23 protein-coding genes and 2 tRNA genes are annotated in these 22,884 nt (G+C 47.0%); 14 read left to right on the top strand and 11 right to left on the bottom strand.

Going from position 1 to position 22,884, the window contains the following annotated elements:
• Nucleotides 1-82: 82 nt before the first annotated feature.
• From B4E62_RS13955 to B4E62_RS13965, 3 genes are all read left to right on the top strand, one after another.
• A tRNA-Asn gene (locus tag B4E62_RS13955) sits at nucleotides 83-158 on the top strand.
• 119 nt (nucleotides 159-277) lie between these two features.
• On the top strand, nucleotides 278-559 hold the full coding sequence (locus B4E62_RS13960) for a pyrimidine/purine nucleoside phosphorylase (protein WP_078042810.1): 282 nt from the start codon (nucleotides 278-280) through the stop codon (nucleotides 557-559).
• A 147-nt stretch (nucleotides 560-706) separates the two neighbouring features.
• A tRNA-Asn gene (locus B4E62_RS13965) sits at nucleotides 707-782 on the top strand.
• Nucleotides 783-860: 78 nt separating this feature from the next.
• Here the strand turns inward: B4E62_RS13965 and B4E62_RS13970 are convergent.
• Entirely contained in the window at nucleotides 861-2,378 is a 1,518-nt protein-coding gene (locus tag B4E62_RS13970; protein ID WP_331352464.1) for an alpha/beta fold hydrolase, read from the bottom strand.
• Nucleotides 2,378-3,094, bottom strand: a complete 717-nt coding sequence (locus B4E62_RS13975) for a TIGR01621 family pseudouridine synthase (RefSeq protein WP_331352465.1) — start codon at nucleotides 3,092-3,094, stop codon at nucleotides 2,378-2,380. The genes B4E62_RS13970 and B4E62_RS13975 overlap by 1 nt, the downstream gene beginning before the upstream one ends.
• A 378-nt stretch (nucleotides 3,095-3,472) precedes the next feature.
• Here B4E62_RS13975 and B4E62_RS13980 point away from each other — a divergent pair, with 378 nt between their 5' ends.
• The 7 genes from B4E62_RS13980 to rhlE all read left to right on the top strand — a co-directional run bounded on the left by B4E62_RS13980 (nucleotide 3,473) and on the right by rhlE (nucleotide 12,190).
• Nucleotides 3,473-4,096, top strand: coding sequence for an acyltransferase (locus B4E62_RS13980; protein WP_310070243.1), 624 nt, complete (start codon nucleotides 3,473-3,475; stop codon nucleotides 4,094-4,096).
• 68 nt (nucleotides 4,097-4,164) lie between these two features.
• The gene (locus B4E62_RS13985) at nucleotides 4,165-5,187 is read left to right on the top strand and encodes an extracellular solute-binding protein (protein WP_310070240.1); all 1,023 of its coding nucleotides are present in this window, start codon (nucleotides 4,165-4,167) and stop codon (nucleotides 5,185-5,187) included.
• A gap of 2 nt (nucleotides 5,188-5,189) precedes the next feature.
• The gene (locus tag B4E62_RS13990) at nucleotides 5,190-6,938 is read left to right on the top strand and encodes a GGDEF domain-containing protein (RefSeq protein WP_331352466.1); all 1,749 of its coding nucleotides are present in this window, start codon (nucleotides 5,190-5,192) and stop codon (nucleotides 6,936-6,938) included.
• 14 nt (nucleotides 6,939-6,952) lie between these two features.
• Nucleotides 6,953-8,494 carry an FMN-binding glutamate synthase family protein gene (locus B4E62_RS13995; protein WP_331352467.1) on the top strand — a complete coding sequence of 514 codons (1,542 nt, stop codon included), beginning with the start codon at nucleotides 6,953-6,955 and terminating at the stop codon, nucleotides 8,492-8,494.
• 28 nt (nucleotides 8,495-8,522) lie between these two features.
• Nucleotides 8,523-9,095, top strand: coding sequence for a DUF3806 domain-containing protein (locus B4E62_RS14000; protein ID WP_310070234.1), 573 nt, complete (start codon nucleotides 8,523-8,525; stop codon nucleotides 9,093-9,095).
• A gap of 228 nt (nucleotides 9,096-9,323) precedes the next feature.
• The gene (locus B4E62_RS14005) at nucleotides 9,324-10,559 is read left to right on the top strand and encodes a multidrug effflux MFS transporter (RefSeq protein ID WP_331352468.1); all 1,236 of its coding nucleotides are present in this window, start codon (nucleotides 9,324-9,326) and stop codon (nucleotides 10,557-10,559) included.
• A 224-nt stretch (nucleotides 10,560-10,783) separates the two neighbouring features.
• Nucleotides 10,784-12,190 carry an ATP-dependent RNA helicase RhlE gene (gene rhlE, locus B4E62_RS14010; RefSeq protein WP_310070227.1) on the top strand — a complete coding sequence of 469 codons (1,407 nt, stop codon included), beginning with the start codon at nucleotides 10,784-10,786 and terminating at the stop codon, nucleotides 12,188-12,190.
• 87 nt (nucleotides 12,191-12,277) lie between these two features.
• Here rhlE and B4E62_RS14015 read toward each other — a convergent pair whose 3' ends face one another.
• From B4E62_RS14015 to fliS (B4E62_RS14030), 4 genes are all read right to left on the bottom strand, one after another.
• A complete protein-coding gene (locus B4E62_RS14015; RefSeq protein WP_310070224.1) occupies nucleotides 12,278-13,738 on the bottom strand; it encodes a sigma-54 dependent transcriptional regulator in 1,461 nt (486 codons plus the stop codon).
• 294 nt (nucleotides 13,739-14,032) lie between these two features.
• On the bottom strand, nucleotides 14,033-14,440 hold the full coding sequence (gene fliS, locus B4E62_RS14020; protein ID WP_331352469.1) for a flagellar export chaperone FliS: 408 nt from the start codon (nucleotides 14,438-14,440) through the stop codon (nucleotides 14,033-14,035).
• Nucleotides 14,441-14,599: 159 nt separating this feature from the next.
• Entirely contained in the window at nucleotides 14,600-14,878 is a 279-nt protein-coding gene (locus B4E62_RS14025; RefSeq protein ID WP_331352470.1) for a hypothetical protein, read from the bottom strand.
• A gap of 13 nt (nucleotides 14,879-14,891) precedes the next feature.
• Nucleotides 14,892-15,278, bottom strand: coding sequence for a flagellar export chaperone FliS (fliS, locus tag B4E62_RS14030; protein WP_310070216.1), 387 nt, complete (start codon nucleotides 15,276-15,278; stop codon nucleotides 14,892-14,894).
• A 115-nt stretch (nucleotides 15,279-15,393) separates the two neighbouring features.
• Here fliS (B4E62_RS14030) and B4E62_RS14035 point away from each other — a divergent pair, with 115 nt between their 5' ends.
• The 4 genes from B4E62_RS14035 to B4E62_RS14050 all read left to right on the top strand — a co-directional run bounded on the left by B4E62_RS14035 (nucleotide 15,394) and on the right by B4E62_RS14050 (nucleotide 17,738).
• Nucleotides 15,394-16,224 carry an SDR family oxidoreductase gene (locus B4E62_RS14035; protein ID WP_331352471.1) on the top strand — a complete coding sequence of 277 codons (831 nt, stop codon included), beginning with the start codon at nucleotides 15,394-15,396 and terminating at the stop codon, nucleotides 16,222-16,224.
• Between the two features lie 59 nt (nucleotides 16,225-16,283).
• Nucleotides 16,284-16,646, top strand: coding sequence for a DUF2845 domain-containing protein (locus B4E62_RS14040; protein WP_331352472.1), 363 nt, complete (start codon nucleotides 16,284-16,286; stop codon nucleotides 16,644-16,646).
• Nucleotides 16,647-16,732: 86 nt separating this feature from the next.
• Nucleotides 16,733-17,335, top strand: coding sequence for a transcriptional repressor LexA (gene lexA / locus B4E62_RS14045; RefSeq protein WP_310070207.1), 603 nt, complete (start codon nucleotides 16,733-16,735; stop codon nucleotides 17,333-17,335).
• Nucleotides 17,328-17,738 (top strand): cell division inhibitor SulA, encoded by a 411-nt coding sequence (locus B4E62_RS14050; RefSeq protein WP_310070204.1) that lies wholly within the window; start codon nucleotides 17,328-17,330, stop codon nucleotides 17,736-17,738. The genes lexA and B4E62_RS14050 overlap by 8 nt, the downstream gene beginning before the upstream one ends.
• A gap of 137 nt (nucleotides 17,739-17,875) precedes the next feature.
• Here B4E62_RS14050 and B4E62_RS14055 read toward each other — a convergent pair whose 3' ends face one another.
• From B4E62_RS14055 to B4E62_RS14075, 5 genes are all read right to left on the bottom strand, one after another.
• Nucleotides 17,876-18,142 carry a hypothetical protein gene (locus B4E62_RS14055; RefSeq protein ID WP_310070201.1) on the bottom strand — a complete coding sequence of 89 codons (267 nt, stop codon included), beginning with the start codon at nucleotides 18,140-18,142 and terminating at the stop codon, nucleotides 17,876-17,878.
• 177 nt (nucleotides 18,143-18,319) lie between these two features.
• Nucleotides 18,320-19,498: an acetyl-CoA C-acyltransferase FadA gene (gene fadA / locus B4E62_RS14060; RefSeq protein WP_331352473.1), complete on the bottom strand. Its 1,179-nt coding sequence runs from the start codon at nucleotides 19,496-19,498 to the stop codon at nucleotides 18,320-18,322.
• Nucleotides 19,499-19,510: 12 nt separating this feature from the next.
• The gene (fadB, locus tag B4E62_RS14065; protein WP_331352679.1) at nucleotides 19,511-21,661 is read right to left on the bottom strand and encodes a fatty acid oxidation complex subunit alpha FadB; all 2,151 of its coding nucleotides are present in this window, start codon (nucleotides 21,659-21,661) and stop codon (nucleotides 19,511-19,513) included.
• Nucleotides 21,662-21,783: 122 nt separating this feature from the next.
• On the bottom strand, nucleotides 21,784-22,380 hold the full coding sequence (locus B4E62_RS14070) for a helix-turn-helix domain-containing protein (protein ID WP_331352474.1): 597 nt from the start codon (nucleotides 22,378-22,380) through the stop codon (nucleotides 21,784-21,786).
• Nucleotides 22,381-22,439: 59 nt separating this feature from the next.
• Entirely contained in the window at nucleotides 22,440-22,802 is a 363-nt protein-coding gene (locus B4E62_RS14075) for an MmcQ/YjbR family DNA-binding protein (RefSeq protein ID WP_310070192.1), read from the bottom strand.
• Nucleotides 22,803-22,884 lie beyond the last annotated feature (82 nt).

Raw genomic sequence — 22,884 nt, forward strand, 5'->3', positions numbered from 1 at the left:
TAACGAAAAGGACTAAAAAACGGTTGACCAACCAAAACTGCCTCTATATCATGCGCACCACTTCCACAGAGGAAGTCACCGTTCCGCCTTAGCTCAGTCGGTAGAGCAAATGACTGTTAATCATTGGGTCGCTGGTTCGAGTCCAGCAGGCGGAGCCAGATTTAAAGAAAAAGGTCGCATTTATGCGGCCTTTTTTGTGCCTGTACTTTTTGTTTTTAATGTTTTGTGCTGATAAAAGGCACTTTATATCCACTACCCACCTTTAGCGGAGCATCCCATGTTTAAAGTTAACGAATACTTTGGTGGCGCAGTTAAATCTATCGCATTCCAAACCGAAACCCTGCCAGCCACCATTGGTGTAATGGCCAAAGGGGATTACGAGTTCGGTACCAGCCAAAAAGAATACATGACTGTAGTAAGCGGTAGCCTGACCGTGGTACTGCCAGGTAGCGACAAAGCAGAAACTTTTGCAGCAGGCCAAACGTTTATTGTTGAAGCCAACCAACGCTTCAAAGTATCAGCCGACGTAGAAACTTCTTATTTGTGCAAATACGAATAAACCGTTCGTTATCTGCAGATTAAAAAGACGCTTCGGCGTCTTTTTTGTTTTTTATCCCAATAAAAAACAAACGCGATTTATTAAAACGGTTGACCGTTATTTTTTGCCTCTATATCATGCGCGCCTCTTCACGATGAAGAACACAATTCCGCCTTAGCTCAGTCGGTAGAGCAAATGACTGTTAATCATTGGGTCGCTGGTTCGAGTCCAGCAGGCGGAGCCAGATTTAAGCAAGATAAAACAAAAAGGCCGCACTGAGTGCGGCCTTTTTATTATATTGGCAATGAAAATGATACCTCAGCTAATTTCCGCTCTCTTCCGCACAAGCAGTAAATTTCATCTCGGGTTGATTAAAAAATTCATCGAGATGCTCCAACAGACAAACATCGCTTCCCAACACTGAATGTGCGATTTTTTCACGCACTCGTAATTGGCTGTGCGGCCATTGTTGATTTACCGATTGCGCCCAACTCACTGGGGTAATAGGGTCCAATGCGCCGGCGAGCATTAAGGTTGGCAATTGTGGGGCGGCATTTACCAATGGTGACTCACTCGGCAAACGATGACAGAGTTGATAGCGCCATTGATCGCGGGTGTACTCCTGCAGCAATGGATACTTTATCAATGCCGCTGTGTAATCTGTTTCCGATAGAACAGGATTATCCGCACAATCCACTGCCGTAAAAGTCAAACTATTAAAATCGCTCGTCATGCTGTTATTAATAAACGGCTCCATCAAGGGTTTTAATAAATCTGAACGCCCCTCCTCTACCGCATTAATTGCATCAATAATGGTTGGCCAATCGCTTGGATTATAAACAGCGGCAAAGGTGGCTGATAAAAAACGATGGTCATTTACCACAAAATTGACCGGCGCTTCACCATCCCAACGCTTGATAGTGATTGAAATGGGATTGCGCTGTAAATTGCGCAGCGCTTGCATAAAGTGTTGTTCTAGCGAAACAACATCACCTATTGAAGATTCATTTAATTTTTTTATGCATTCATGCTGCGCACTGCAGCCTTTAAAAAACTGCTGCATCCCCTCATCCAATACCTGCGGCCAGGTTTGTACGCCGCCAAAACCGGCCGGATAAACTGAATCCAGCACCATAGATTTCAATTTTACTGTCTGTGGAGTTTGCTGCTCTTGTAAAGCGATTTCCAGTGCAAGCCGTGTTCCGTAGGAGACGCCTAGAATATTCCATTGTTGATAATCAAGCTGCGCCATTAATGCGCGCACATCCCGCGCTGATTTTTGAGTGCTAAAATTGCGATAATCCAGCTGCGGATTAGCTTGCGCTGAGGATGCAAAACATTGTGCCGCCACATCGTAGCCCTGCGCCAACTCATCGCCCAAGGCGATATTCTGACGCAACAGCTGCTGATTAAATTGATTGTATTCACTACACACGAGCGCCGGTTTGCTCCGTCCGGTGCCGCGAGTATCGATCAAAATCAAATCACGCTCCGTATTGCTATAACGCATCCAATTCAACCAGCTTTTTATTCCATCAGTATGCAAACGTGCGCTCGCACCTGGTCCGCCTTGCAAATATACAATCGGATCAGCACGGCGCTGCTCTGCATCATTGTGCAAAATAACCACGGCCAAACGGAACTGTTCCGGTGTTAGCAATTCACCGCAAGTAATAGTGACGGTCCAGTCAGCGTCGAACCAACAGGCAGTTTTGATGAAACGGTAATCGCTATTGGGTAAAGGTTTTTCTGCCGTCTCCGATGATGGGTAAAAATATCCCACTACCGTTACCGATAAGGCCAGCACTATTGCTATACCGAGTCCAATTAAAAATCGCATCAGGATTTATCCATTTTCTGTGTACGGGATAATAATTGCGGCCAAGGCAACAACCATGGCTCGCGCCATTCCTGTATCGCGGCAGTAAAAAAATCATCGCAAAAAAAATCGCCTTCGCGCGGCAATTCGGTAAATCGGTAATGTTTTCCACCCAGCACAAACGTTAGACTGTAAGCGTGTAAATAACAGCGGTCATAACCTGCACTTTGTATTGAATCGCCATAGAGTGAATCGCCCGCAATAGGCGAACCAATGCTTTTTAATGCGACACGAATTTGGTGTGTTTTTCCGGTGTGAGGTTTCACCATAAACAAACGATGGCCCGGACTAATACTTTTACTAAAGAATTGGGTAATAGCAGGGTTGTCTTGAGCGGTGATTAGTTTCCATGCACCGCGACGTGCAGGCGCCATATCACCTTTTATCAACCCTTGTTTTTTATTCGGTTTTTTTGCGCTAACAGCAAGATAATATTTTTGTACTTGGCGCTGACTAAAAGCATCGGTGAGCTGCCGATTGATTTCCGGCGTTTTCGCCATCACCAATAAACCCGAGGTAATTTTATCGAGCCGGTGCACAGGAAATAGCTCGCAAAATCCTTCTTGTTGTTTAACCGTTTCAAATAGACCAGGTTCACCAGAATCACTGTGAAAACTGGCGCCCGGCTTTTTATAAATCACTACAAATTCCGGATTATTTTCAACAATGTCATACATGAGAAACAGCTCAATTGGAGATGGCGCGCAGGTTATCAGCCACAGATTATTTCGGCTATAAGATTATTTTGGCTATAAAAAGCCACTACTTGTGACTTAAAAAACTAATGTAGGTGTAGCGTCAAGAGTGGGCGTAGCTATAATCAGTTCAGGTGTCCGCTTCGGTTGTCGTAATGACGGGTTTCCCCTAAGAGCGCTCATGTCAGTGCTCCATGTTTTGAGTTGTGCCCAGCTTTTTGCTTAAGCAAAAGCGCCAGCGGCCAAGCAAACAAACCAATCACCAACAGCCGGCGGGCACCTTTTTATTACCCACAATTTCCTGTTTGCTCTACCTGCCCTCTATAATTCCGCCCTCGCTTTTACCTATCGCTATTTTCTATGAATGATCAAAATACCGAACGCTATCGCCAGCAACACAAACTGCGGCTGAGCTACATGCCCTGGCTTTATGCCGGTTTAAAACCTGCACATCGCAGCTGGGCGCAGGCTTGGCAGGATGAGTGGCAGACTTATCTAACGGCAATGGAAACCATCATCATCGGTAAAGATTGTTTTATCGCTCCTGAAGCGCGGATATTTGCCGAACCCGGCCGTCCGATCCTGATTGGCGATAATTCTTACATTGCCGCTGATTGTGTCCTGCACGGGCCAATTACCCTGGGGCAAGGTGTTTCAATTAATCACCACGTAAGCCTGGATGGCGGCCGCAAAGGAATTGTGGTTGGCGATAATACGCGTATCGCAGCTTACACCTATGCCTACGCGTTTAACCACGGCATGGACAGTGACAGATTAGTTTGCGATCAGGCCGTCAAATCACAAGGAATCCGTATAGGTAGCGATGTATGGATTGGCGCCAACACGGGTATAGTAGATGGCGTCTCTATTGGCAACCATGCTGTTGTTGGCATGGGCAGCATAGTGACCAAATCCGTAGCCGATTACACCAAGGTCGCAGGTAATCCGGCGCGCATCATTGGCAACCGCACAACCGAAGTCTGAATACCCCCCACGCGCAACACCCGGTGCATGAACTAGAATCAATTAACCCCAGCATATTAGGTTCAGCAATGCGTTATTACCTACCCTTTCTCACGCTCCTGCTGACCCTGCTGCTGGCACCATCAGCCAGAGCCACGCAACAGTTAAAAGTACTTGCATGGGATGGATACGCCGATACTGATCTCGTGCGGGAGTTCGAACAGCAACATAAAGCTAACGTTGCAGTAACTTATGTCTACTCTGACGATGAACTCTGGAGCAAAGTTAACGAAGCAAAAAATGGGGGCTATGACTTGCTGGCAGTGAATACCGCCGAATTGCAGCGCTATATCCAGAAAGGCTTGGTACGCGCGATTGATACACAGCGGATTACCAACATTCCCCAGCAACTACCGCGCTTCCAACAACGGAACTCTATTCCCGGGCTGGTTAAAAATGACCGGACCTATGCCATTCCCTATACCTATTCCGAAATGGGACTGATCTACAACCGGAAGCTGGTGCATCAACCACCCGCTAGCATCAAAGCATTATGGGACCCAGCCTACACCGGCAAGGTGCTGGCATTTAACACCAGCAACCACAACTTCACCTTGGCTGCGCTCAGCCTAGGCATCACATCGCCGTTCCATCAATCGCCCGAACAGCTACAGCTATCTGCACGCCGCCTGATTGAATTGCGCCGCAATATATTGACTTTTTATTCGTCACCACAGGAGGCGGTGAAACTGTTTAAAACTCAGGAAGTCGCACTTATTTACGCCAATTACGGTAGCCAACAACTAAAAGCACTCGCCGATATCGGCGCCGATGTAGGCTACGTAATGCCGCAAGATGGCACACTTGCCTGGTTGGATTGTTGGGCCATTGGCCAGCATGCAAGCCCTCTTGCCGAACAGTGGATTAATTTTATGCTGGAAGAAAAAGCAAGTCTCCGCTTAACCAACGTGCACGGGCTTGCCAATACGCTCGATGAATCCAGTGCGCACCGCGACGCCAAACTTATTTGGCTCGAACCTATCGAAAATGCAGATGCACGCATTAGATTGTGGGAACAAATTATTTCTGGCGATGTAATGGAACGGTTTTAGTTATGGGATCAAGGATTGTTATTAAACTCACTATCTGGATTGCCCTGCTCAGCCTGTTGAGCGCAGGGATTAGCGTGTATTTTACTTACACCCATAGCCGCGCCCTGTTGATCCAATCTTCCAAAGATAAATTAGCTACTGCCACGCAGGTATTAGCCAATCGCTATTCTTTTTTTATCGCCGATATAACCAAAGATTTATTATTTATTGCGCAACTCCCTGCCATTGAAGAAATTGCCTCCAGCCATTCACCACAGACCGACAAACAACGCATGCGCCTGGCGAACGCGCTGTCAGGATTTCTTCGCTCCCATGAGGAATATATTCAAGTTCGATTTATCGGCGCACACAATCACGGTCTGGAGTTGGTGCGCGTTGATAAGACCCAAAATGCTGTGCATATCGTTGAAGGTATGGCACTGCAGGAAAAAGCCCACTATTCCTATGTGTACAACACGCTGAAATTAAAACAGGGCAGCGTTTTTGTATCAGGTATCCGGCTCAATAAAGAGCGCGGGCTGCTTGATGGTTATGGTAAACCGAGCGTCATTGTTGCTACACCAGTGTATGGCACGAACGGCAACGTGTTTGGTGTTATTGTCATTAACGTTGACTTGGAAAAAATGTTTGCATTAATTGAAACTGATATTCCCGCCGGAATTGATGTAATCGCCACCAACTCCGCTGGCGATTATATTTTGCATCCAGACGCGGAAAAAACCTTCGGTTTTGATAAAGGTGCGCGCGTACTCATGCAAAACGACATCCCCGTCACACAGCATATTTTTTCCGGTGAGGTATCAAGCTTGGTGGCAGAAGTGCACGATTTTCGTTTCCCCGAAAAACAGGCCGTTATTTCGTTAACCAAAGTCCCTTTTGCCACGGAATCCGATGAAAAATATATTGTCCTGGGTTTAATCAGTAATCTCGACGCCGTATTGGAAGACAGCCGCCAACTCGGCATTACAAGCCTGCAAATTTCACTGGCCTTTGGTGTTTTATTTGTGTTGCTCTCACTCATACTTGCACGCAAAATCACCACCCCACTGCAGCGTATGGCCACTACCTTTGCACGTTTTAAACAGGGCGACCCTGTGCCCGAACTCAGTACAAACCGCGATGATGAATTGGGTTTGCTCGCGCGAAACTTTTCGATTATGGCCAAAAAATTAAATGCGCAGTTAATGGAGCTCAATACCCAGCGCCAGTATTTACACAAAGTAGCGCACCACGACGGGCTGACCGGATTACCCAATCGCATCCTGCTTGAAGACCGCATTGAACAGGCATTGATTAGTGCCCGGCGCGATAAAGCCGAGATCGCGGTAATGCTTATAGACCTGGATGATTTCAAACCGGTTAATGATAAATACGGAAATGATATTGGTGACAAGTTATTACAAGAATGCGCTGCTCGTATGCTGACCTGCATCCGCGAAACTGACACAGTCGCACGCTACGGCGGCGATGAATTTATGACTATTGTTTCTGCGCGGGAATTGCAATTACGCGGTATGAGCGCGCGCCATATCAGCCGCCAGGTTGCCGATAAAATCCGCACTGCATTAAACCAGCCATTTAAGATCGACAATTTTTTACTTAATATTTCCTGCAGTATTGGTATCGCGATTTATCCACAAGACGGGGATGACAAAAACACCCTGATCAAACATGCCGACCTTGCGATGTATTACGCGAAATCAACAGGAAGAAATAACGTAAAGCTGTACACTGATACCCAAACAGATTAGGAATTATAAGCACCATGATTGATTCACACTGGGCACTTGAGCTGCTGACCTGGCTTGAAGTCAGCTTCATTGTATTGGTCGGCGCCGCGTTACTCGTGGTAGTCTTTATGTATGTCACCGACATCACTCAAAACACCCACACTATCCGCAAAAATTATCCTGTTATTGGCCGCTTCCGTTATTTTTTTGAACATCTAGGCGAATTTTTTCGTCAATATTTTTTTGCCAACGACCGCGAAGAAATGCCCTTTAATCGTGCCGACCGCGCTTGGGTTTATCGCGCCGCAAAAAATATTGATAGCAATATAGGGTTTGGCTCAACGCTTAATTTAAATGAACCGGGCACGCTGATTTTTTTAAACGCCGCTTTTCCCATTATGGAAAATGATGCGCTTATGCCTTCCCCCGTCACGCTAGGCCCTTTTTGCAGAACGCCCTATACAACTAATTCAATCTTTAATATTTCCGGTATGAGCTATGGCGCTATTTCCAGCCCCGCTATCAAAGCCTTATCACATGGCGCTGCAAAAGCTGGCTGCTGGTTAAACACCGGTGAAGGCGGTTTGTCGCCCTACCATCTTGAAGGCAATTGCGATTTGGTATTTCAAATCGGCACCGCCAAATACGGGGTGCGCGACCTGGATGGCAATTTGAGTGATGCACGCTTATTGGATTTGGCGGCAAAACCGCAAATCAAGATGTTTGAAATAAAGTTAAGCCAGGGCGCAAAACCCGGAAAAGGCGGCATATTGCCAGCAGAAAAAGTATCCGTTGAAGTGGCTTTGATTCGCGGTATCCCTGAGGGACATGCATCGATTAGTCCTAATGGCCACACCGATATTCGCTCGGTTGCCGAGCTGTTAAAAATGATCGACCATATCCGCACTGTCACCGGTAAACCGGTTGGTTTTAAAGCCGTACTCGGCGAAAAGAAATGGCTCATCGATTTAATTAACGAAATCCGCATTCACGGCATTGAAGCCGCACCGGATTTTATTACCCTCGATAGTGCCGATGGCGGTAGTGGCGCTGCACCGCAACCACTGATGGATCATGTAGGGTTACCGATCAAAGAAAGCCTGCCCTGGGTAACTGCACTGTTAACGGAAGCTGGTTTAAAAGAGCGGATTAAAATTATCGTCGCCGGGAAACTGATCACCCCGCACATGGTGGCATGGGCACTTGCGAGTGGCGCTGATTTTGTGAATAGCGCGCGTGGATTTATGTTTGCACTGGGCTGCATCCAGGCACTGCAATGCCACAAAAATACTTGCCCTACCGGTATTACCACCCACAACAGCAAGTTGCAAAAAGGGCTTGATCCAACCAACAAAGCAGAGCGCGTAGCGGCCTATCAATACAACATCACAAAAAGCGTTGCTATGATTGCGCACTCCTGTGGCGCAGCTGAGCCGCGCCAATTAAAAAGCGAGCATATTCATATCGTCAATGCCAATGGATTTTCGGTACCGCTGGATGATTTCAATCCGCAACCCTTGATTTTTGCACCTCATAATCCCCATTTTTCAGAAAGTAAAACGCTGACAAAAAATTAATTCTTAATGTAGATGTTGCGAGGACACAATGAATTACATAAAACCACTTATCGCGTTAACACTCACTTGTAGTGTAGCCATCACCAATGCTCAAACACCGCTGAATGTTGTGTCTGAACCCACTCCCGTTGTACCACCAAAGGATGTCACCATTAATGACTTAGGTTGGATGGATAAGAACAAAATGGAGCAGGAGATTACCGAGTTGAGCGAGCTGACACAAACCAAACTCGGCACACCGATTCGTAAAGATCTCAGTGATTTAGACACTATGCAGCGCCTTGTCGATAAAAACCTTGTCGAGCAAGACGATTATGAAACCCAACAAGCAATGGGCTTGGTCTTGGGCAACCTGATCCTGGCTGATTTTCCCAACACCTTTGAATGGAAAATTTATGAGGATGAGATTGGCCGCAGTCGTGCACTTTGTGTCAAAAAAACCAGCGACTGCCTGTTTCCAATCACCATGCTTTCACGCCGTATGGAAGTGGGCACAAAACCTGATGTGAAAAAAATTCACAATGATGCCATTATGCGCATGGAAAAACACCTGCCCAAACTGCCTTATGACGGTGGCATAATGTACAAGTTTCCACGCTAGTAAATATCACCCACCTGTGATCTTTTACCTTCACCGCAGGGACAATTATCCCTGAGGTGAAGGTAAAAAATAATATCGATAGCCTCTGTCGATTTAGCACAACCTCATTCGACTAACTAACACAACTCCGCTCATGCGGGCGGCATGAACATTTACTGACAGATGCTGGCATGAGCATTTGGGTATGATCCATTCTTGCGTTAGTTTATTTATCACGGAAGCCACTCTATGTCTGATTACTCAACCCACCCCACGCCTTCGCGCATTTCCGCGCAGGAATTTACCCTGCTGGTTGCGCTCCTGATGTCGATTGTGGCTATGTCGATTGATGCACTGCTCCCGGCTCTCGGATTCATTAGCAACGATATCCCACTCTCGCATAGCAATCAGGCGCAATACATTATCAGCGCCTTGTTTCTGGGGATGGCCATAGGCCAATTAGTATGTGGCCCCTTGTCCGATGCAACCGGGCGTAAAAAAATTCTCTATGCCGGTATCGCGTTGTTTTTTTGCGGCAGTTTGATTTGTTTTTTTGCGCAAGATATTAATACCTTGCTCATCGGGCGCTTCATTCAAGGGCTTGGTGTTGCAGGCCCATATGTTTCAGCCATCTCCATTGTGCGCGACAAATATGCGGGCAACGAAATGGCGCGCATCATGTCACTGGTGATGATGATTTTTATTATGGTGCCTGCACTCGCCCCCAGCATTGGCCAGGCAGTATTGTTGGTGAGCTCGTGGCGTTACATCTTTGTACTTTATATTGTTTATGCGCTGATTATCGGCATATGGATTTTTATACGGTTGGAAGAGACGCTCCCCAAACAGTATCGAATACCCTTTAGTACACGCGGTTTTATCGATGGCTTCAAAGATGTTATCAGTAATTACACCACCATGTGTTACACGCTGTGTATGGGTTTATTTTTTGGTAGCTTTCTAGGTTACCTCAATTCATCGCAACAAATTTTCCAGGATTTATTTCAAACCGGAAAATTATTCACCATCTACTTTGGTGTATTAGCGTTAGTGTTTGGTGTTGCATCACTGGTTAATTCACGCTTTGTGGAAAAGTGGGGAATGGATTATTTATGCAACCACGCCGTTTGGGGAATTATTCTTAGCTCAGCTATTTTTTTAGTTGTTCTGATGTTACTGCCTGCCAACCTCTGGCTATTTATGATTTATGCCTCAGTGTTATTTTTCTGTTTTGGCTTGGTCTTCGGTAATGTCAACGCCATGGCGATGGAACCCATGGGGCATGTAGCCGGCATCGCATCAGCTATTATCGGCGCTACATCATCAATCATGTCCATGCTGATCGGCACTGCGATTGGCCAAATGTACAACGGCACTCTCGTGCCAGTCACCAGCGGTTTTTTAATACTCGGTGCCATGGCATTGGTGATTTTACAACTCGCACGCAATAAAAAAGCGCTCCTCGCCGAGCCCGCTGGCGAGTAACCTGATGAACAACGCCTTTTTGCATATGCAGAAAGGCGCACATTCAGCGTCACAACCAAACAAAAAGTCACTGGCATATTATTCACCAACTGCGTACCATGCGCGCCGACACCCTTAAGGTCAGTGTCGCCCTCCTCTGCTGTCAAACATCTATGTGTGTTTGCCACATCTCAGCTCGCCAGACCTTGCCCGCCACGCGGGAGGCCGAGCAACAGGAAAATCTTATGTCATTTGAAACTCTCGGTCTTCGGGCCGATATTCTGCGTGCTATTGCCGATAAGGGCTACAGCACCCCTACTCCTATTCAATTACAAGCTATTCCCGCCGTATTAAAAGGCGGCGATATCCTTGCTGGCGCCCAAACAGGAACCGGTAAGACTGCAGGCTTTACGTTGCCTTTGCTGGAAAAACTGAGCCAGGTTCCAGTTAACCAAGCCGGTGGACGCCGCCCGGTGCGCGCCCTGATTTTAACGCCCACGCGAGAGCTTGCCGCACAAGTCTATGAAAGCGTACGCGATTACGGCAAACACCTGCCATTGCGCTCTACCGTTGTATTCGGTGGTGTCAGTATCAATCCACAGATGATGAAGCTGCGCGGTGGTGTAGACATTCTGGTAGCAACTCCCGGCCGTTTACTCGACTTGGTTAACCAAAATGCGGTGAGCTTGCGTCAAGTTGAAGTGTTAGTTCTCGATGAAGCTGACCGTATGCTGGATATGGGCTTTATTCACGACATCAAAAAAGTATTAGCACTGCTGCCCAAGCAACGCCAAAACCTGCTGTTCTCAGCAACCTTTTCCGATGAAATCAAAGCACTCGCCGACAAATTATTGAATCAACCAACTCTGATTGAGGTTGCGCGCCGCAATACTGCTTCCGAGCGAGTGACTCAATGCGTGCATCCGGTTGATCGCAACCGTAAGCGCGAGCTGTTATCACATTTGATTAACCAAGGCGATTGGCAACAAGTGTTGATTTTTACCCGTACCAAGCACGGTGCAAATAAATTAACTGAACAATTGCAAGACGATGGCATCAGCGCCGCTGCAATTCACGGCAATAAAAGCCAGGGTGCACGCACCAAAGCGCTGGATGATTTTAAGCGCGGCACTATTCGCGCATTGGTTGCAACGGATATTGCGGCGCGTGGAATTGATATCGACCAACTGCCTCACGTTGTCAATTATGAATTGCCCAACGTGCCGGAAGATTACGTGCATCGCATTGGCCGTACCGGCCGCGCTGATGCTGAGGGTATTGCGGTTTCGTTAGTCTGCGTCGATGAAATTAAATTCTTGCGCGATATCGAAAAACTGATCAAACGTGATATTGATAAAGAAGTCATTGCCGGTTACGAACCAGACCCAAATGTTAAACCTGAACCCATTGTATTAGGTCGTCGTATGACAATTGGTGCTGGCGCAGGCAAAAATGGTGGCGGTAGATCTGCCACGAAAAAACCAGTGCTTGGGCAAAAACCCAAAAACGGCAATAGCAGCAAACCGCAACAGAAGGATGGTGCACAGCGTAAACCCCAAGGCCAAGGCGGTGCAAAACCACAAGGTGCTGCGGGAAATCGCAATGCGTCCGGAAAGCCACAGCAGGCTCGTCGCCCTCAGGTTGCAAACTAATTATCAGCGAATCGCATACCTACATAAAAAAATCCCCGTGATGAACAATCACGGGGATTTTTTATTTAACCAAGTAACAGCAACTAATTAGCGTTGCATTTCATACTTACGCATTTTTTCCACCAAAGTAGTACGGCGCACACAGAGTTTATCGGCAGCGCGCGCCACAACACCTCCACAATCATTAAGCGCCTGTTGGATCAAACTCATTTCCAGATTGGTAATATACTCGCGCAAATCAATACCTTGTTCCGGTAGCAGCGGTGTGTCATTCATATTCACGTAGCTGGTGCTGCCCGATGCAGCTACACCATTGGCTTTTATCGGTGTATGTACAAAGTCTTCGTCGGTCACATCAACATGGCGATACTTTGCCGGCAAATCCTGCACTCCAATGACACCAAAAGGATGCATGATCGCCATGCGTTCCACCAGATTCGCAAGTTCACGCACATTGCCACTCCATTCATGCTGGCAGAGCGACATTATCGCTGCGGAGTTAAACCGAATAGAACCGCGCTGCTCACTCTCCATCCGCGACACCAACTCATTCATTAACAGCGGAATATCTTCAGAACGCTCTTTTAAGGAAGGTAATTCAATGGGGAATACATTCAGGCGATAAAATAAATCTTCGCGAAAGGTATTTTCAATAATCATCTGTTCAAGGTTGCGATGGGTAGCAGCGATAATTCTCACATCCACCGGCTGGGTTTTATTGCTGCCTACACGCTCAAAACAGCGCTCTTGCAAAACACGCAAAATTTTAACTTGCATATTGAGCGGCATATCACCAATTTCATCCAGAAATAAGGTACCGCCTTCTGCCATTTCAAACCTACCCGCGCGCGAGTTAATTGCACCGGTAAACGCACCTTTTTCATGGCCAAACAATTCGCTTTCCAGTAGCTCCGCTGGAATAGCACCGCAGTTAACCGGAACAAAAGGTTTATCACGGCGTGGGGAGTTGTAATGCAAATTGCGCGCAACCACCTCTTTACCTGTGCCCGACTCTCCCGTAATCAGTACCGATACATCTTTATCGGCCACCTGCGCCATCATCTCTCGCACGTTTTGAATTTCACGGCTGGTCCCCACCAGGCTACGGAATAAATGTACTGGGCGGCGCTGGGGCTGACGCTTGCTGGTAGATTGCGCCTCACGATACAACTGGGCGCGGTGCAGCGTATCAACCAACTTATTATAAGTGGGCGGCAGCGAAAGGGTTGCAATGATCATAAAACGGTAGAGGTCATCTAAGCCGTCATCAGCATTTTGGTTTTCATCGCCAATTAATACGATAGCCAATTCATCATTCCAGGAGCGGATTTCTTTTAGGAGTTGCGCGAGGGATTGATTGCTGTCGCGGTAGTCACCAATCAAAATGGCAACATAATCTTCACCATTGTTTTCTTCGGCGACTGCCGCTTGCCAGGTATCGCTGGCTGCAGTGAGTGTGGTTTCGCTGAGAAAATCCAGCAGAATTTTTAAATCGTGCCTGCGTGACTGATTGTCGTCAATAACAAGAACTTTATTGTTGCGCCACATACCCCAAGACCTTTTTTCATTTCATGCCAAAATCTTGAATACGGGAAAAACTTATTCAAGACGGCGAGACGGCTTATTGGAGTAAGTAATAGACGAGGCAGTAGTCTTAGTCAAATTTATGGCGAAATGTTTTTGGCGTTTTAACAACATTCACTCAAGTAGAATAAATATTCGCCAAAAATATGCCTTTTATTTACTTTTTATCCAACAATATTTCACATCATTCTTCATGAGGATACCGATTAGGAATTACACAAAATATTTTTATGATTGCTCGTTTTATGATTGCGCAATTTATGGCTGGGTAGATGAAACCTGCGGAGCGATTTCATCCCATCCTGATTTAACGGTTTTTAGCAGTTGAATTGCCTCATTCACCTTTTCAGCATCATTTTGCACTGAGGCTTCCAATAACTTCAAATTGATGTATTCATAGAGCTGATCAAGACGCTCGGATAACTCCCCGGCACTCATATCCAGCGAGCTGCGCAAACCACCAACAATACTGATAGCTTTGCCCAACAGCTCTCCTTTGGCTGCCGGATCACCACGCTCGATAGCCCCTTGGGCAGCCGCCAAACGCGCCAATGCACCCTCAAACAACAGTTGAATTAAACGATGCGGTGAAGCATTGCTGACTTCGGATTCAATACCCAATTGACGGTATTGCTTCAGTGCTTCTTGCGGATTGTAGTTAGACACAGACTATCCCCTGCTAGCAGTTATGTTCCTTAAGGCTAGCAGGGCTAAGACGTTTTTGCGAGTTTTGCTATAAGAGAGTTGTTTTAAAAACCTTATGAGCTAGTACTTGTTAACACTTTTTATCACAAACGAACACAATGTTGCGTCGAAGCCTACGCCTCAAGTCGCGTGCAGCAGGGTCACCTCGCGCTGACATTGCGCAATCAGCCCTGCATAAACCCCCTTCAATTCACTCAGGGCACATACCAAAGTAGATCTGTCATCGCGATTAGCAGCAATGACTTTATCAATCAACACCACGCAGATGCGATCCAGATGTCGCACTCTATCCCAATCCTCAACTTGTAGCGCTTTGGTTAATTCCTGCTGTAGGTTGCGAATCGCCGTAATACCAGCCTGACCACAATAGTCAGGCGCAGACACCAACTGAATCGCCATAACAAACTCCTCATTACACTTGACTGCCAATCGCATCCCAAGCGGTTTTTATCTCACCCAGCAAACGACCACATTCATCAAGGTACTCAACGTTGTTTTCGTAATTTGCCTGACTCAAGCGACGAATAATGTAGTCATATAGGCCATCGAGGTTGGCAGCTAAAGCTCCACCCTCTTTGTCATTCAGACTTCCTTGCAATCCTCCGACAATGGCTACCGCTTTACCAATCAGCTCGCCCTTGCGTGCAACCTGATTTTGCGCCATAGCACCTTTAGCTTGAGCAATACGTTCAAGTGCACCTTCAAATAACATTTGAATCAATCGGTGCGGTGATGCAGTTTCAATACTTGAATGTACTTTAACACTGGAATAATTTTGCACGGCAGAGTAGGAATTCATAAATCACCACAGAGTGTTTGAATTTTGTTTTGCTATTATCGGAGCTAACAGAACAATTCCCGACCCTTAAGCTAACGGCAAAATACCTAAAACCTTTAACCAGAAACTGACAATAATGCAAAAAACTATTCTTATAACCGGCGCATCAACCGGCATAGGCTTTTACGTTGCACATGAACTAAAGAAAGCCGGCTACCGTGTTATCGCCTCCTGCCGATCGATAGCAGATGTGGCGCGTTTGCAGCAAGAAGGACTGGAGTGCGTGCAACTTGACCTGGCGAATTCAACATCAATCCAGATAGGGTTTGCACAGGCAATGGAACTTACCGGGAACGAGCTTTACGGCTTATTTAACAATGGCGCTTATGGCCAGCCGGGAGCAATAGAAGATTTACCAATTAACGCGCTGCGCCAGCAATTCAATACAAATTTTTTTGGTTGGTGCGAACTGACTAATTTAGCCCTGCCTATCCTGCTTAAACAGGGCTATGGACGAATTATTCAAAACTCTTCTGTACTGGGTATTGCAGCTATGCCTTTGCGCGGGGCCTACAACGCCAGCAAGTATGCTATTGAAGGAATTAGCGATACGCTGCGACTTGAGCTTGAGGGCACCGGCATCTACGTCAGCCTGATCGAACCCGGCCCGATTGAAAGCCAATTCAGAAAAAATGCTTTGACAGCACTGCGAGACCATATCGATATTGAGAAGAGCCGTCATCTCGCAACCTACCGCAACGCAATCGCAAGGCTTGAAAAGACTGAAACAACAACACCTTTTACATTAGGCCCTGACGCTGTATATCAACGCGTCATTCACGCACTGGAGTCCAAGCAGCCGCAGGCGCGTTATTACGTCACCTTCCCCACCTATCTGGTGGGTTTTATGAAACGCATTTTACCTACCTGCTGGCTAGATAAATTATTGCGCAAACTCGGTAGTTAATTCATTTCTCATTCAGTTGTGACGGCTAGAGTTGACGAGACCACAGGCAGGAGAAAATCATGAACAAATACGTTACCGCACTATTGTACACAGCCATTTGCGCAAGCTTTTCCAATATGAGCGTTGCTGAATCCCTGCGCTGCAACACCAAACTTGCGCAAGTGGGAGATACCAAAGCGGAAGTGATTGATAAGTGTGGCGATCCGGTAATGACCGACAATTTCTGCCAACCCGTAGCAGCAACCACCCAACCACAGGGAATACAAAATGGTAACAACAACGTACAAAACAATATCGCTATCGCCACATGCGAGAACATAGACATCTGGACTTACAACCCCGGTAAGGGCAAGTTTATGACGCACTTGTATTTTGCACGGGGCCAATTACAGAGCATACGCTACGGCGACAGGGTGAAATAAGCAGCAGATTGAAAAACTATTGCACAACCTGAATTACTGTATATAATCACAACCACTGTACAAATAAACAGATTCAGGAGTGCGCCATGTCTGACTTAACACCCCGCCAGGAACAGGTACTACAGCTCATCCGCCAATATGCGGAAGAAACAGGTTATCCGCCCACGCGTGCGGAAATCGCCCGGATTCTCGGCTTTAAGTCAGCTAATGCCGCCGAAGAACACATCAAAGCCCTTGCCCGAAAAGGTGCTATCGAAATCATCCCCGGTGCTTCACGTGGGATAAAACTACCTGAACTGCAATCCGGCATCCCTATTATTGGCCGCGTTGCAGCAGGTAACCCGATACTTGCGCAAGAACACATCGAAGACTACTGCAACATTCCACAGAGCTTTTTTTCACCCACCGCAGATTTTTTCCTACGTGTTCACGGCATGAGCATGAAAGATGCCGGTATTCTTGATGGCGATCTACTGGCTGTTCATAAAACCGATCAAGCGCGCAACGGGCAGATTGTTGTTGCACGTATCGGCGAAGAAGTGACGGTCAAACGGTTCAAACGGATAGGTAATAACGCACAGGTTGAATTGTGGCCAGAAAACCCAGAGTTCGAGGTCATCCTGGTAGATATGCGCGATCAGGAGTTTAGTATTGAAGGCCTTAGTGTAGGAGTGATTCGTCGTGACTAATATCGCCCGTGTAATACCCGCAACCACTACAACTCGCCAACAACCTGCCAGTGGTGTTACCGAACTGGTATTGACTAGTGATTCGCCTGAGCAAGTTGCGCTGCTGTTACCCATGATTGCATTTCTTAGCAACGCTTGCAGCGACCGCTGGATTACCTGGATAGCACCGCACAATATCAGCCGTGAGCTGCTGCAATCCTACGGTGTTAATACACGTTATATTCGTGTGATTCACTGCCAGAATCCGCAAACACTATTGTGGATCACTTGGGAAGCACTCTCTGCAGGCAATAGCCATACGGTGATATCAAGCCCGGGGAAATTGACAGATAAAGAACTTACACAGCTTGAATTGGCTGCTAAAACCGGCGGGTGTCAGGGATTACTGTTGAGAGTTCGTTAAATTTGCTGAGATTATTTAAATAATCAAATTTGTAAGGTAGGACAGATTACTTTGAAGTATTGAAGTAATGCAGGGAGGCAAGACCTCAATAATTGAACAAATAAAAAATTAAACAGACAAAACCATTCACCCATCGGTTAGTGCAACATCAGTTTTTCGGTATCACTTAGCTCTTCTACCAAATCATCCAGCATAGCTTCCGCCTGTTGATCAGCAATATCCCCCGCAGCCTCCATTCCCGCCTCAATCATGGCTTTGGCGACCATGAATTTTTCCTCGCCTAAAAAAGCCAGGGATTCTTCCGAAAAACGAATGGTTACCAAGGGTTCATTGCTCTCATCGTCAGCTCGCGCCAAAGCAACATCACCATTCAGCAATTCAATAATTTCGTAAAAAGACGACATAACTACCTCTGCGGCCTCAGCGCGAAACGGGCGCGCATTCTAGCACCCAATTATCTCAAAACCTATTCAAGAGATTTTTAGCTGCAAAGGCCTTTAATAGATTCCTAAACCCAACAAAAAAACAAAAGGCCAACACAACGCTGGCCTTTTTCGCCCTAGACACGGTCGTGTTGCAGATTAGTTCAAACGCTCCAACACTGTCGTAATCCCCTGCCCCAGACCTATACACATGGTTGAAACGCCCAGATTCAAATCCCGATCCTGCATCACTGTCAATAGTGAACCGGTAATGCGCGTACCTGAGCAGCCAAAGGGATGTCCAAGAGCGATAGCGCCACCGTGCACATTTACTTTATCGTTCATCACGTCCAGCAACTTTAAATCTTTCAACACCGGCAAGGCCTGGGCTGCAAATGCTTCATTAAGCTCAACAGCGTCTATATCCTCGATGGTTAGATTGGCCGCTTTCAACGCTTTTTCTGTTGAAGGCACGGGTCCATAACCCATGATGGATGGATCGACACCCGCAAGCCCCAGCGAAACTACTTTAGCAATCGGTTTTAACCCTAAAGATTTTGCTCGCTCAGCTGACATCACCAGCATTACCGATGCTCCATCACTTAATTGCGAAGAAGTACCCGCCGTCACCTGACCATTTTTAGGATCAAATACCGGCGGCAATTTGGCTAAGGCTTCAACTGTAGTGTCCGGGCGGATAGTTTCGTCCTGATCAACCGAGATTAGAAATCCATCGCTGTTATGCCCCTCAACCGCAATAATTTCGCGGGCGAATTTACCAGTCTCACGCGCTTTGGCTGCGAGCTGATGCGAACGCGCGCCGAACTCGTCCATTTGCTGGCGATTGATGCCGTGCAAGAGCGCAAGATATTCAGCAGTCATTCCCATATTGCCTGCCGCTTTAGCGACGGATAAGCCCAGCAAGGGGTTGATGCTGACCGATTCATACATCGGCAAATGCCCCATATGTTCAACACCGCCAATCAAATACACATCACCCTGCCCGGCGCGAATATTCACCGTTGCAGTATGCAAAGCCGACATCGAAGAACCACAGAGGCGGTTAATCGTTTGCGCAGGAATTGTGTGCGGCAAGCCGGCCAATAATAAAATATTACGCGCTACGTTAAATGCCTGCTCTTCGCGCTGCATTACGCAACCCCAAAGTAAGTCATCAATGGTGTTTGGATCAAGTTTTGGATTGCGTGCAAGCAAGCCTTTAATAATTGCAGCAGAAATATCATCTGCACGCATATGGCGGAAGCAACCGTTTTTGGAGCGCCCCATGGCGCTGCGGGCGTAATCAACAATAACGGCATCGCGTGGTTGTAAGCTCATTAGAATAACTCCTTAGCCGTAAAATTTTTGGTTGTTAGCCGCTTTGGCTTTGAGACTATCAGGCGCTTGGTAAAGTGCACCCAGAGCGGTAAATTTTGCAGCCATATCACAAAAGGTTTGCGCACCAATAAAATCAATCCAGCGGAAAACACCACCACGGAAAGGTGGGAAACCTGTGCCATAAACCAACGCCATATCGGCTTCAGCGGCCGTCTCCACTATGCCCTCATCAAGGCAGCGGGTTAATTCAGTAGCCATGGGAATCATCATGCGTGCGATGATATCCTCGTCGCTTATTTCAATTGCACCCCGGATAGTAGGCTTGAGAATATCAGCCACTTCAGCGGCCGCCACTTTCGCAGGTTTACCTTTTTTATCCAGCTCGTAATTATAAAAACCTTTTTCATTTTTCTGACCGAGACGGCCCGCTGCAAAAAGCGCATCAGTGCAGGAAGTAAAATCGCGCTGCATACGATCAGGAAAACCATTAGCCATAACTTTTTCGGCATGCACTGCGGTATCAATACCAACCACATCGAGCAAATAGGCCGGCCCCATCGGCCAACCCCAAGTTTCCATCAATTTATCAATACGCTGGAAATCCACACCATCGCGCAGCAACATCGCAAAACCCGCCAAGTACGGAAACAGCACGCGATTAACTAAAAAGCCGGGGCAATCTTTTACCACAATTGGTTTTTTACCCATGGCATTTGCATAAGCAACGGTACGGGCGACAGCATTGTCCGATGTCTTTTCGCCACGAATCACTTCTACTAACGGCATCATATGCACCGGGTTGAAAAAGTGCATACCGCAAAAATTTTCCGGGCGCGCCAAACCTTCCGCAAGATAGGTGATGGAGATGGTAGAAGTATTTGATGCGAGCACAGTATCGCTGCTAACTTTTGTTTCAACTTCAGCCAGCACGGCTTTCTTTACTTTAGGGTTTTCAACAACCGCTTCAACCACGATATCAACGTGATCAAAACCATCGTAAGTCAATGCGGGCTCAATGCGGTTGAGTACATCCCCCATTTCTGATGCAGTGAGCTTTTTTCGCTCGACTCGCTTGCTCAATAATTTATTCGCTTCTGCAAGGCCAAGATCAATTCCTTGCTGGGCAATATCTTTTAGTTTAATCGGCACACCTTTTAGCGCCGATTGGTAGGCGATGCCACCACCCATAATCCCAGCACCCAGAACAGCTGCGCGCGCGATTTTTTTATCGGCCTTTTTCTCCCAGGCTTTGGCTTTTTTACCAAGAATTTGCTCATTGATAAAAATGCCCACCAGCGATTGTGCGACGGGGGTTTGTGCCATTTTTGCAAAATTCTCAGCCTCGGCCTGCAATGCTTCATCGCGACCTTTGTCAGCGGCTTTTTGCATCGCTTTAATAGCAGAAACCGGAGCTGGATAATTGCGCCCTGCTTGCCCTCCCACAAACGCTTTTGAAGTTTCAAAAGCCATCATGGATTCAATAAAGTTTAATTTAAGCGGCGATTTTTTTTGCGCGCGACGCGCCTGATAATCAAACTTGCCACTGATACACTGCTGCAAACAATTCAGCGCAGCGTCATGTAATTTTGCCGGTTCAACAACGGCATCAACCACCCGCGCAGTCAATGCAGCCTCGGCGTCATTCTCTTTACCCGCAGCAATCCACTCAACCGCAGTATCGAGGCCTGCCACTCGCGGCAGGCGCACTGTGCCGCCCCAGCCTGGGATAATCCCCAACTTGGTTTCAGGCAATCCCACTTTGGCAGCAGTGCTGGCAATACGGTAATCACACGCCAAACAAAACTCCAAACCACCGCCCAATGCAAAACCGTTAATCGCCACAACGGTAGGAAATGGCAGATCTTCGAGGCGGCAAAAGTTGCGATTATTGGTTGCCAAGTGGCCAGTGATTTGTTCGGGGCCAGAAGCGAATACTGCACCGAACTCCATAATATCGGCGCCCACGATAAAGACATCTTTGGCGCTCTTGATCAGCAACCCGCGAATATCATTTGCTTTTTCAAGTAGGTCGAGTACTTTCTGGAGTTCAGAAACGACGAGCAAACTGAATTTGTTCACCGATTCACCTTGCAAATCAAAGGTCAGTTCAGCGATGCCATCGGGCAACAGGGAAACCTTTAGGGCTTTTCCTTGAAACATAATAAATCTCTCTTTCTAGTAAGGAACGAGGAGGGAAAATCTGGCTTTGAGTGTAGCAGGCTGGCGTGGACTTGCCTTGTAGGAGTGCAGGCTGCTGGGTTATAACGCACAAAAAATTGCGTGAATTACCCCTTATGCACAAAAAGCGAACAGCGGAACAGGCTCGCATCATGCCCTGAAAGGTTAATCAAGCGAAAGAGCTGGTTGGCTGGAATATAAAAGCTCTCGCCTTGCTTCAACAATTGATTACCACCCAGCAATGTCAGTTGTAAACTGCCGTCAAGTACCACACCACAAGAATCTATTGCGGGTGCACTAAACGCAGTGGACTGCCCGGCTGATAAATACTCAGTACGTACATCCAATTGTTGGTGATTGTAATTTAGGGTGCGAATATCCAACCCCCCAGTAGATGGGGCACAAATATCGCCAGAGAGTTTGAAACTAAAAAAATCAGCCAGACTTATGGGAAATGCAGCCAAAATACGCGAAAGGGATTGAACGCTAGGGCTAACCTGCCCCTGCTCAATCATCGATATGCTGCTATTAGTAACGCCAGCGCGCTTCGCTAGCTCGCGCTGAGAGTAGCCTATAGCATCGCGAATCAATTTTAGCCGGATTGCCACATCCAAAACTGAACTACAGGGATTGGAATCAGCCGAGTCGCCGGGAAGTATCGTAATATTGAGGGAAGAGTCCATACCAGTTGCGTCATTCGACATGCTTGGTACCTGGGCGAAAAGGAGCACCGGACACATTTGCCCAGTGCTACTAGCGGAATTTACTTTTTGGAGGCGAGCAACTGATCTCGCTCAGCGGTCGGTAGATTATCGACGATCAACTGGTAAGAATGATCAATCATTCGCTGAATCTGATCGCTAGGAACAGAGCCATCCAAAATAATAGTGTTCCAATGTTTTTTGTTCATCTGAAAGCCTGGGCGCACCGCTGGGTATTGCTCCCGCAACTGCAACGCAAGATCAGGGTCGCATTTCAAGCTAATACGCGGAACACCGCCCTCTGCGGTCAGTGTGGAAAACATTTTATGGCAGACTTTATAGACCGCCATATCGGGGCCAGAGGGAAACATCTCTTTGGCTTGGTGCTTCGTTAAAAGGTATTTCTGTGCGGAAAGAAAATCCATGTTTTAGTCCTTTATCGAACAACTCAGGTCGATTAAAAAGCTATAAATTTGGGTTAAGGTCGAGCTAATACATTGATAATTT

This window comes from Cellvibrio sp. UBA7671, assembly GCA_002483145.1.
Lineage (GTDB): Bacteria > Pseudomonadota > Gammaproteobacteria > Pseudomonadales > Cellvibrionaceae > Cellvibrio > Cellvibrio fibrivorans.

Bases quoted from the DNA above. Each gene is read 5' to 3' on its own strand.
- B4E62_RS13960 (WP_078042810.1), top strand. From the start codon at position 278: ATGTTTAAAGTTAACGAATACTTTGGTGGCGCAGTTAAATCTATCGCA.
- B4E62_RS13970 (WP_331352464.1), bottom strand. From the start codon at position 2,378: ATGCGATTTTTAATTGGACTCGGTATAGCAATAGTGCTGGCCTTATCG.
- B4E62_RS13975 (WP_331352465.1), bottom strand. From the start codon at position 3,094: ATGTATGACATTGTTGAAAATAATCCGGAATTTGTAGTGATTTATAAA.
- B4E62_RS13980 (WP_310070243.1), top strand. From the start codon at position 3,473: ATGAATGATCAAAATACCGAACGCTATCGCCAGCAACACAAACTGCGG.
- B4E62_RS13985 (WP_310070240.1), top strand. From the start codon at position 4,165: ATGCGTTATTACCTACCCTTTCTCACGCTCCTGCTGACCCTGCTGCTG.
- B4E62_RS13990 (WP_331352466.1), top strand. From the start codon at position 5,190: ATGGGATCAAGGATTGTTATTAAACTCACTATCTGGATTGCCCTGCTC.
- B4E62_RS13995 (WP_331352467.1), top strand. From the start codon at position 6,953: ATGATTGATTCACACTGGGCACTTGAGCTGCTGACCTGGCTTGAAGTC.
- B4E62_RS14000 (WP_310070234.1), top strand. From the start codon at position 8,523: ATGAATTACATAAAACCACTTATCGCGTTAACACTCACTTGTAGTGTA.
- B4E62_RS14005 (WP_331352468.1), top strand. From the start codon at position 9,324: ATGTCTGATTACTCAACCCACCCCACGCCTTCGCGCATTTCCGCGCAG.
- rhlE (WP_310070227.1), top strand. From the start codon at position 10,784: ATGTCATTTGAAACTCTCGGTCTTCGGGCCGATATTCTGCGTGCTATT.
- B4E62_RS14015 (WP_310070224.1), bottom strand. From the start codon at position 13,738: ATGTGGCGCAACAATAAAGTTCTTGTTATTGACGACAATCAGTCACGC.
- B4E62_RS14025 (WP_331352470.1), bottom strand. From the start codon at position 14,878: ATGGCGATTCAGTTGGTGTCTGCGCCTGACTATTGTGGTCAGGCTGGT.
- fliS (WP_310070216.1), bottom strand. From the start codon at position 15,278: ATGAATTCCTACTCTGCCGTGCAAAATTATTCCAGTGTTAAAGTACAT.
- B4E62_RS14035 (WP_331352471.1), top strand. From the start codon at position 15,394: ATGCAAAAAACTATTCTTATAACCGGCGCATCAACCGGCATAGGCTTT.
- B4E62_RS14040 (WP_331352472.1), top strand. From the start codon at position 16,284: ATGAACAAATACGTTACCGCACTATTGTACACAGCCATTTGCGCAAGC.
- lexA (WP_310070207.1), top strand. From the start codon at position 16,733: ATGTCTGACTTAACACCCCGCCAGGAACAGGTACTACAGCTCATCCGC.
- B4E62_RS14055 (WP_310070201.1), bottom strand. From the start codon at position 18,142: ATGTCGTCTTTTTACGAAATTATTGAATTGCTGAATGGTGATGTTGCT.
- fadA (WP_331352473.1), bottom strand. From the start codon at position 19,498: ATGAGCTTACAACCACGCGATGCCGTTATTGTTGATTACGCCCGCAGC.
- B4E62_RS14070 (WP_331352474.1), bottom strand. From the start codon at position 22,380: ATGTCGAATGACGCAACTGGTATGGACTCTTCCCTCAATATTACGATA.
- B4E62_RS14075 (WP_310070192.1), bottom strand. From the start codon at position 22,802: ATGGATTTTCTTTCCGCACAGAAATACCTTTTAACGAAGCACCAAGCC.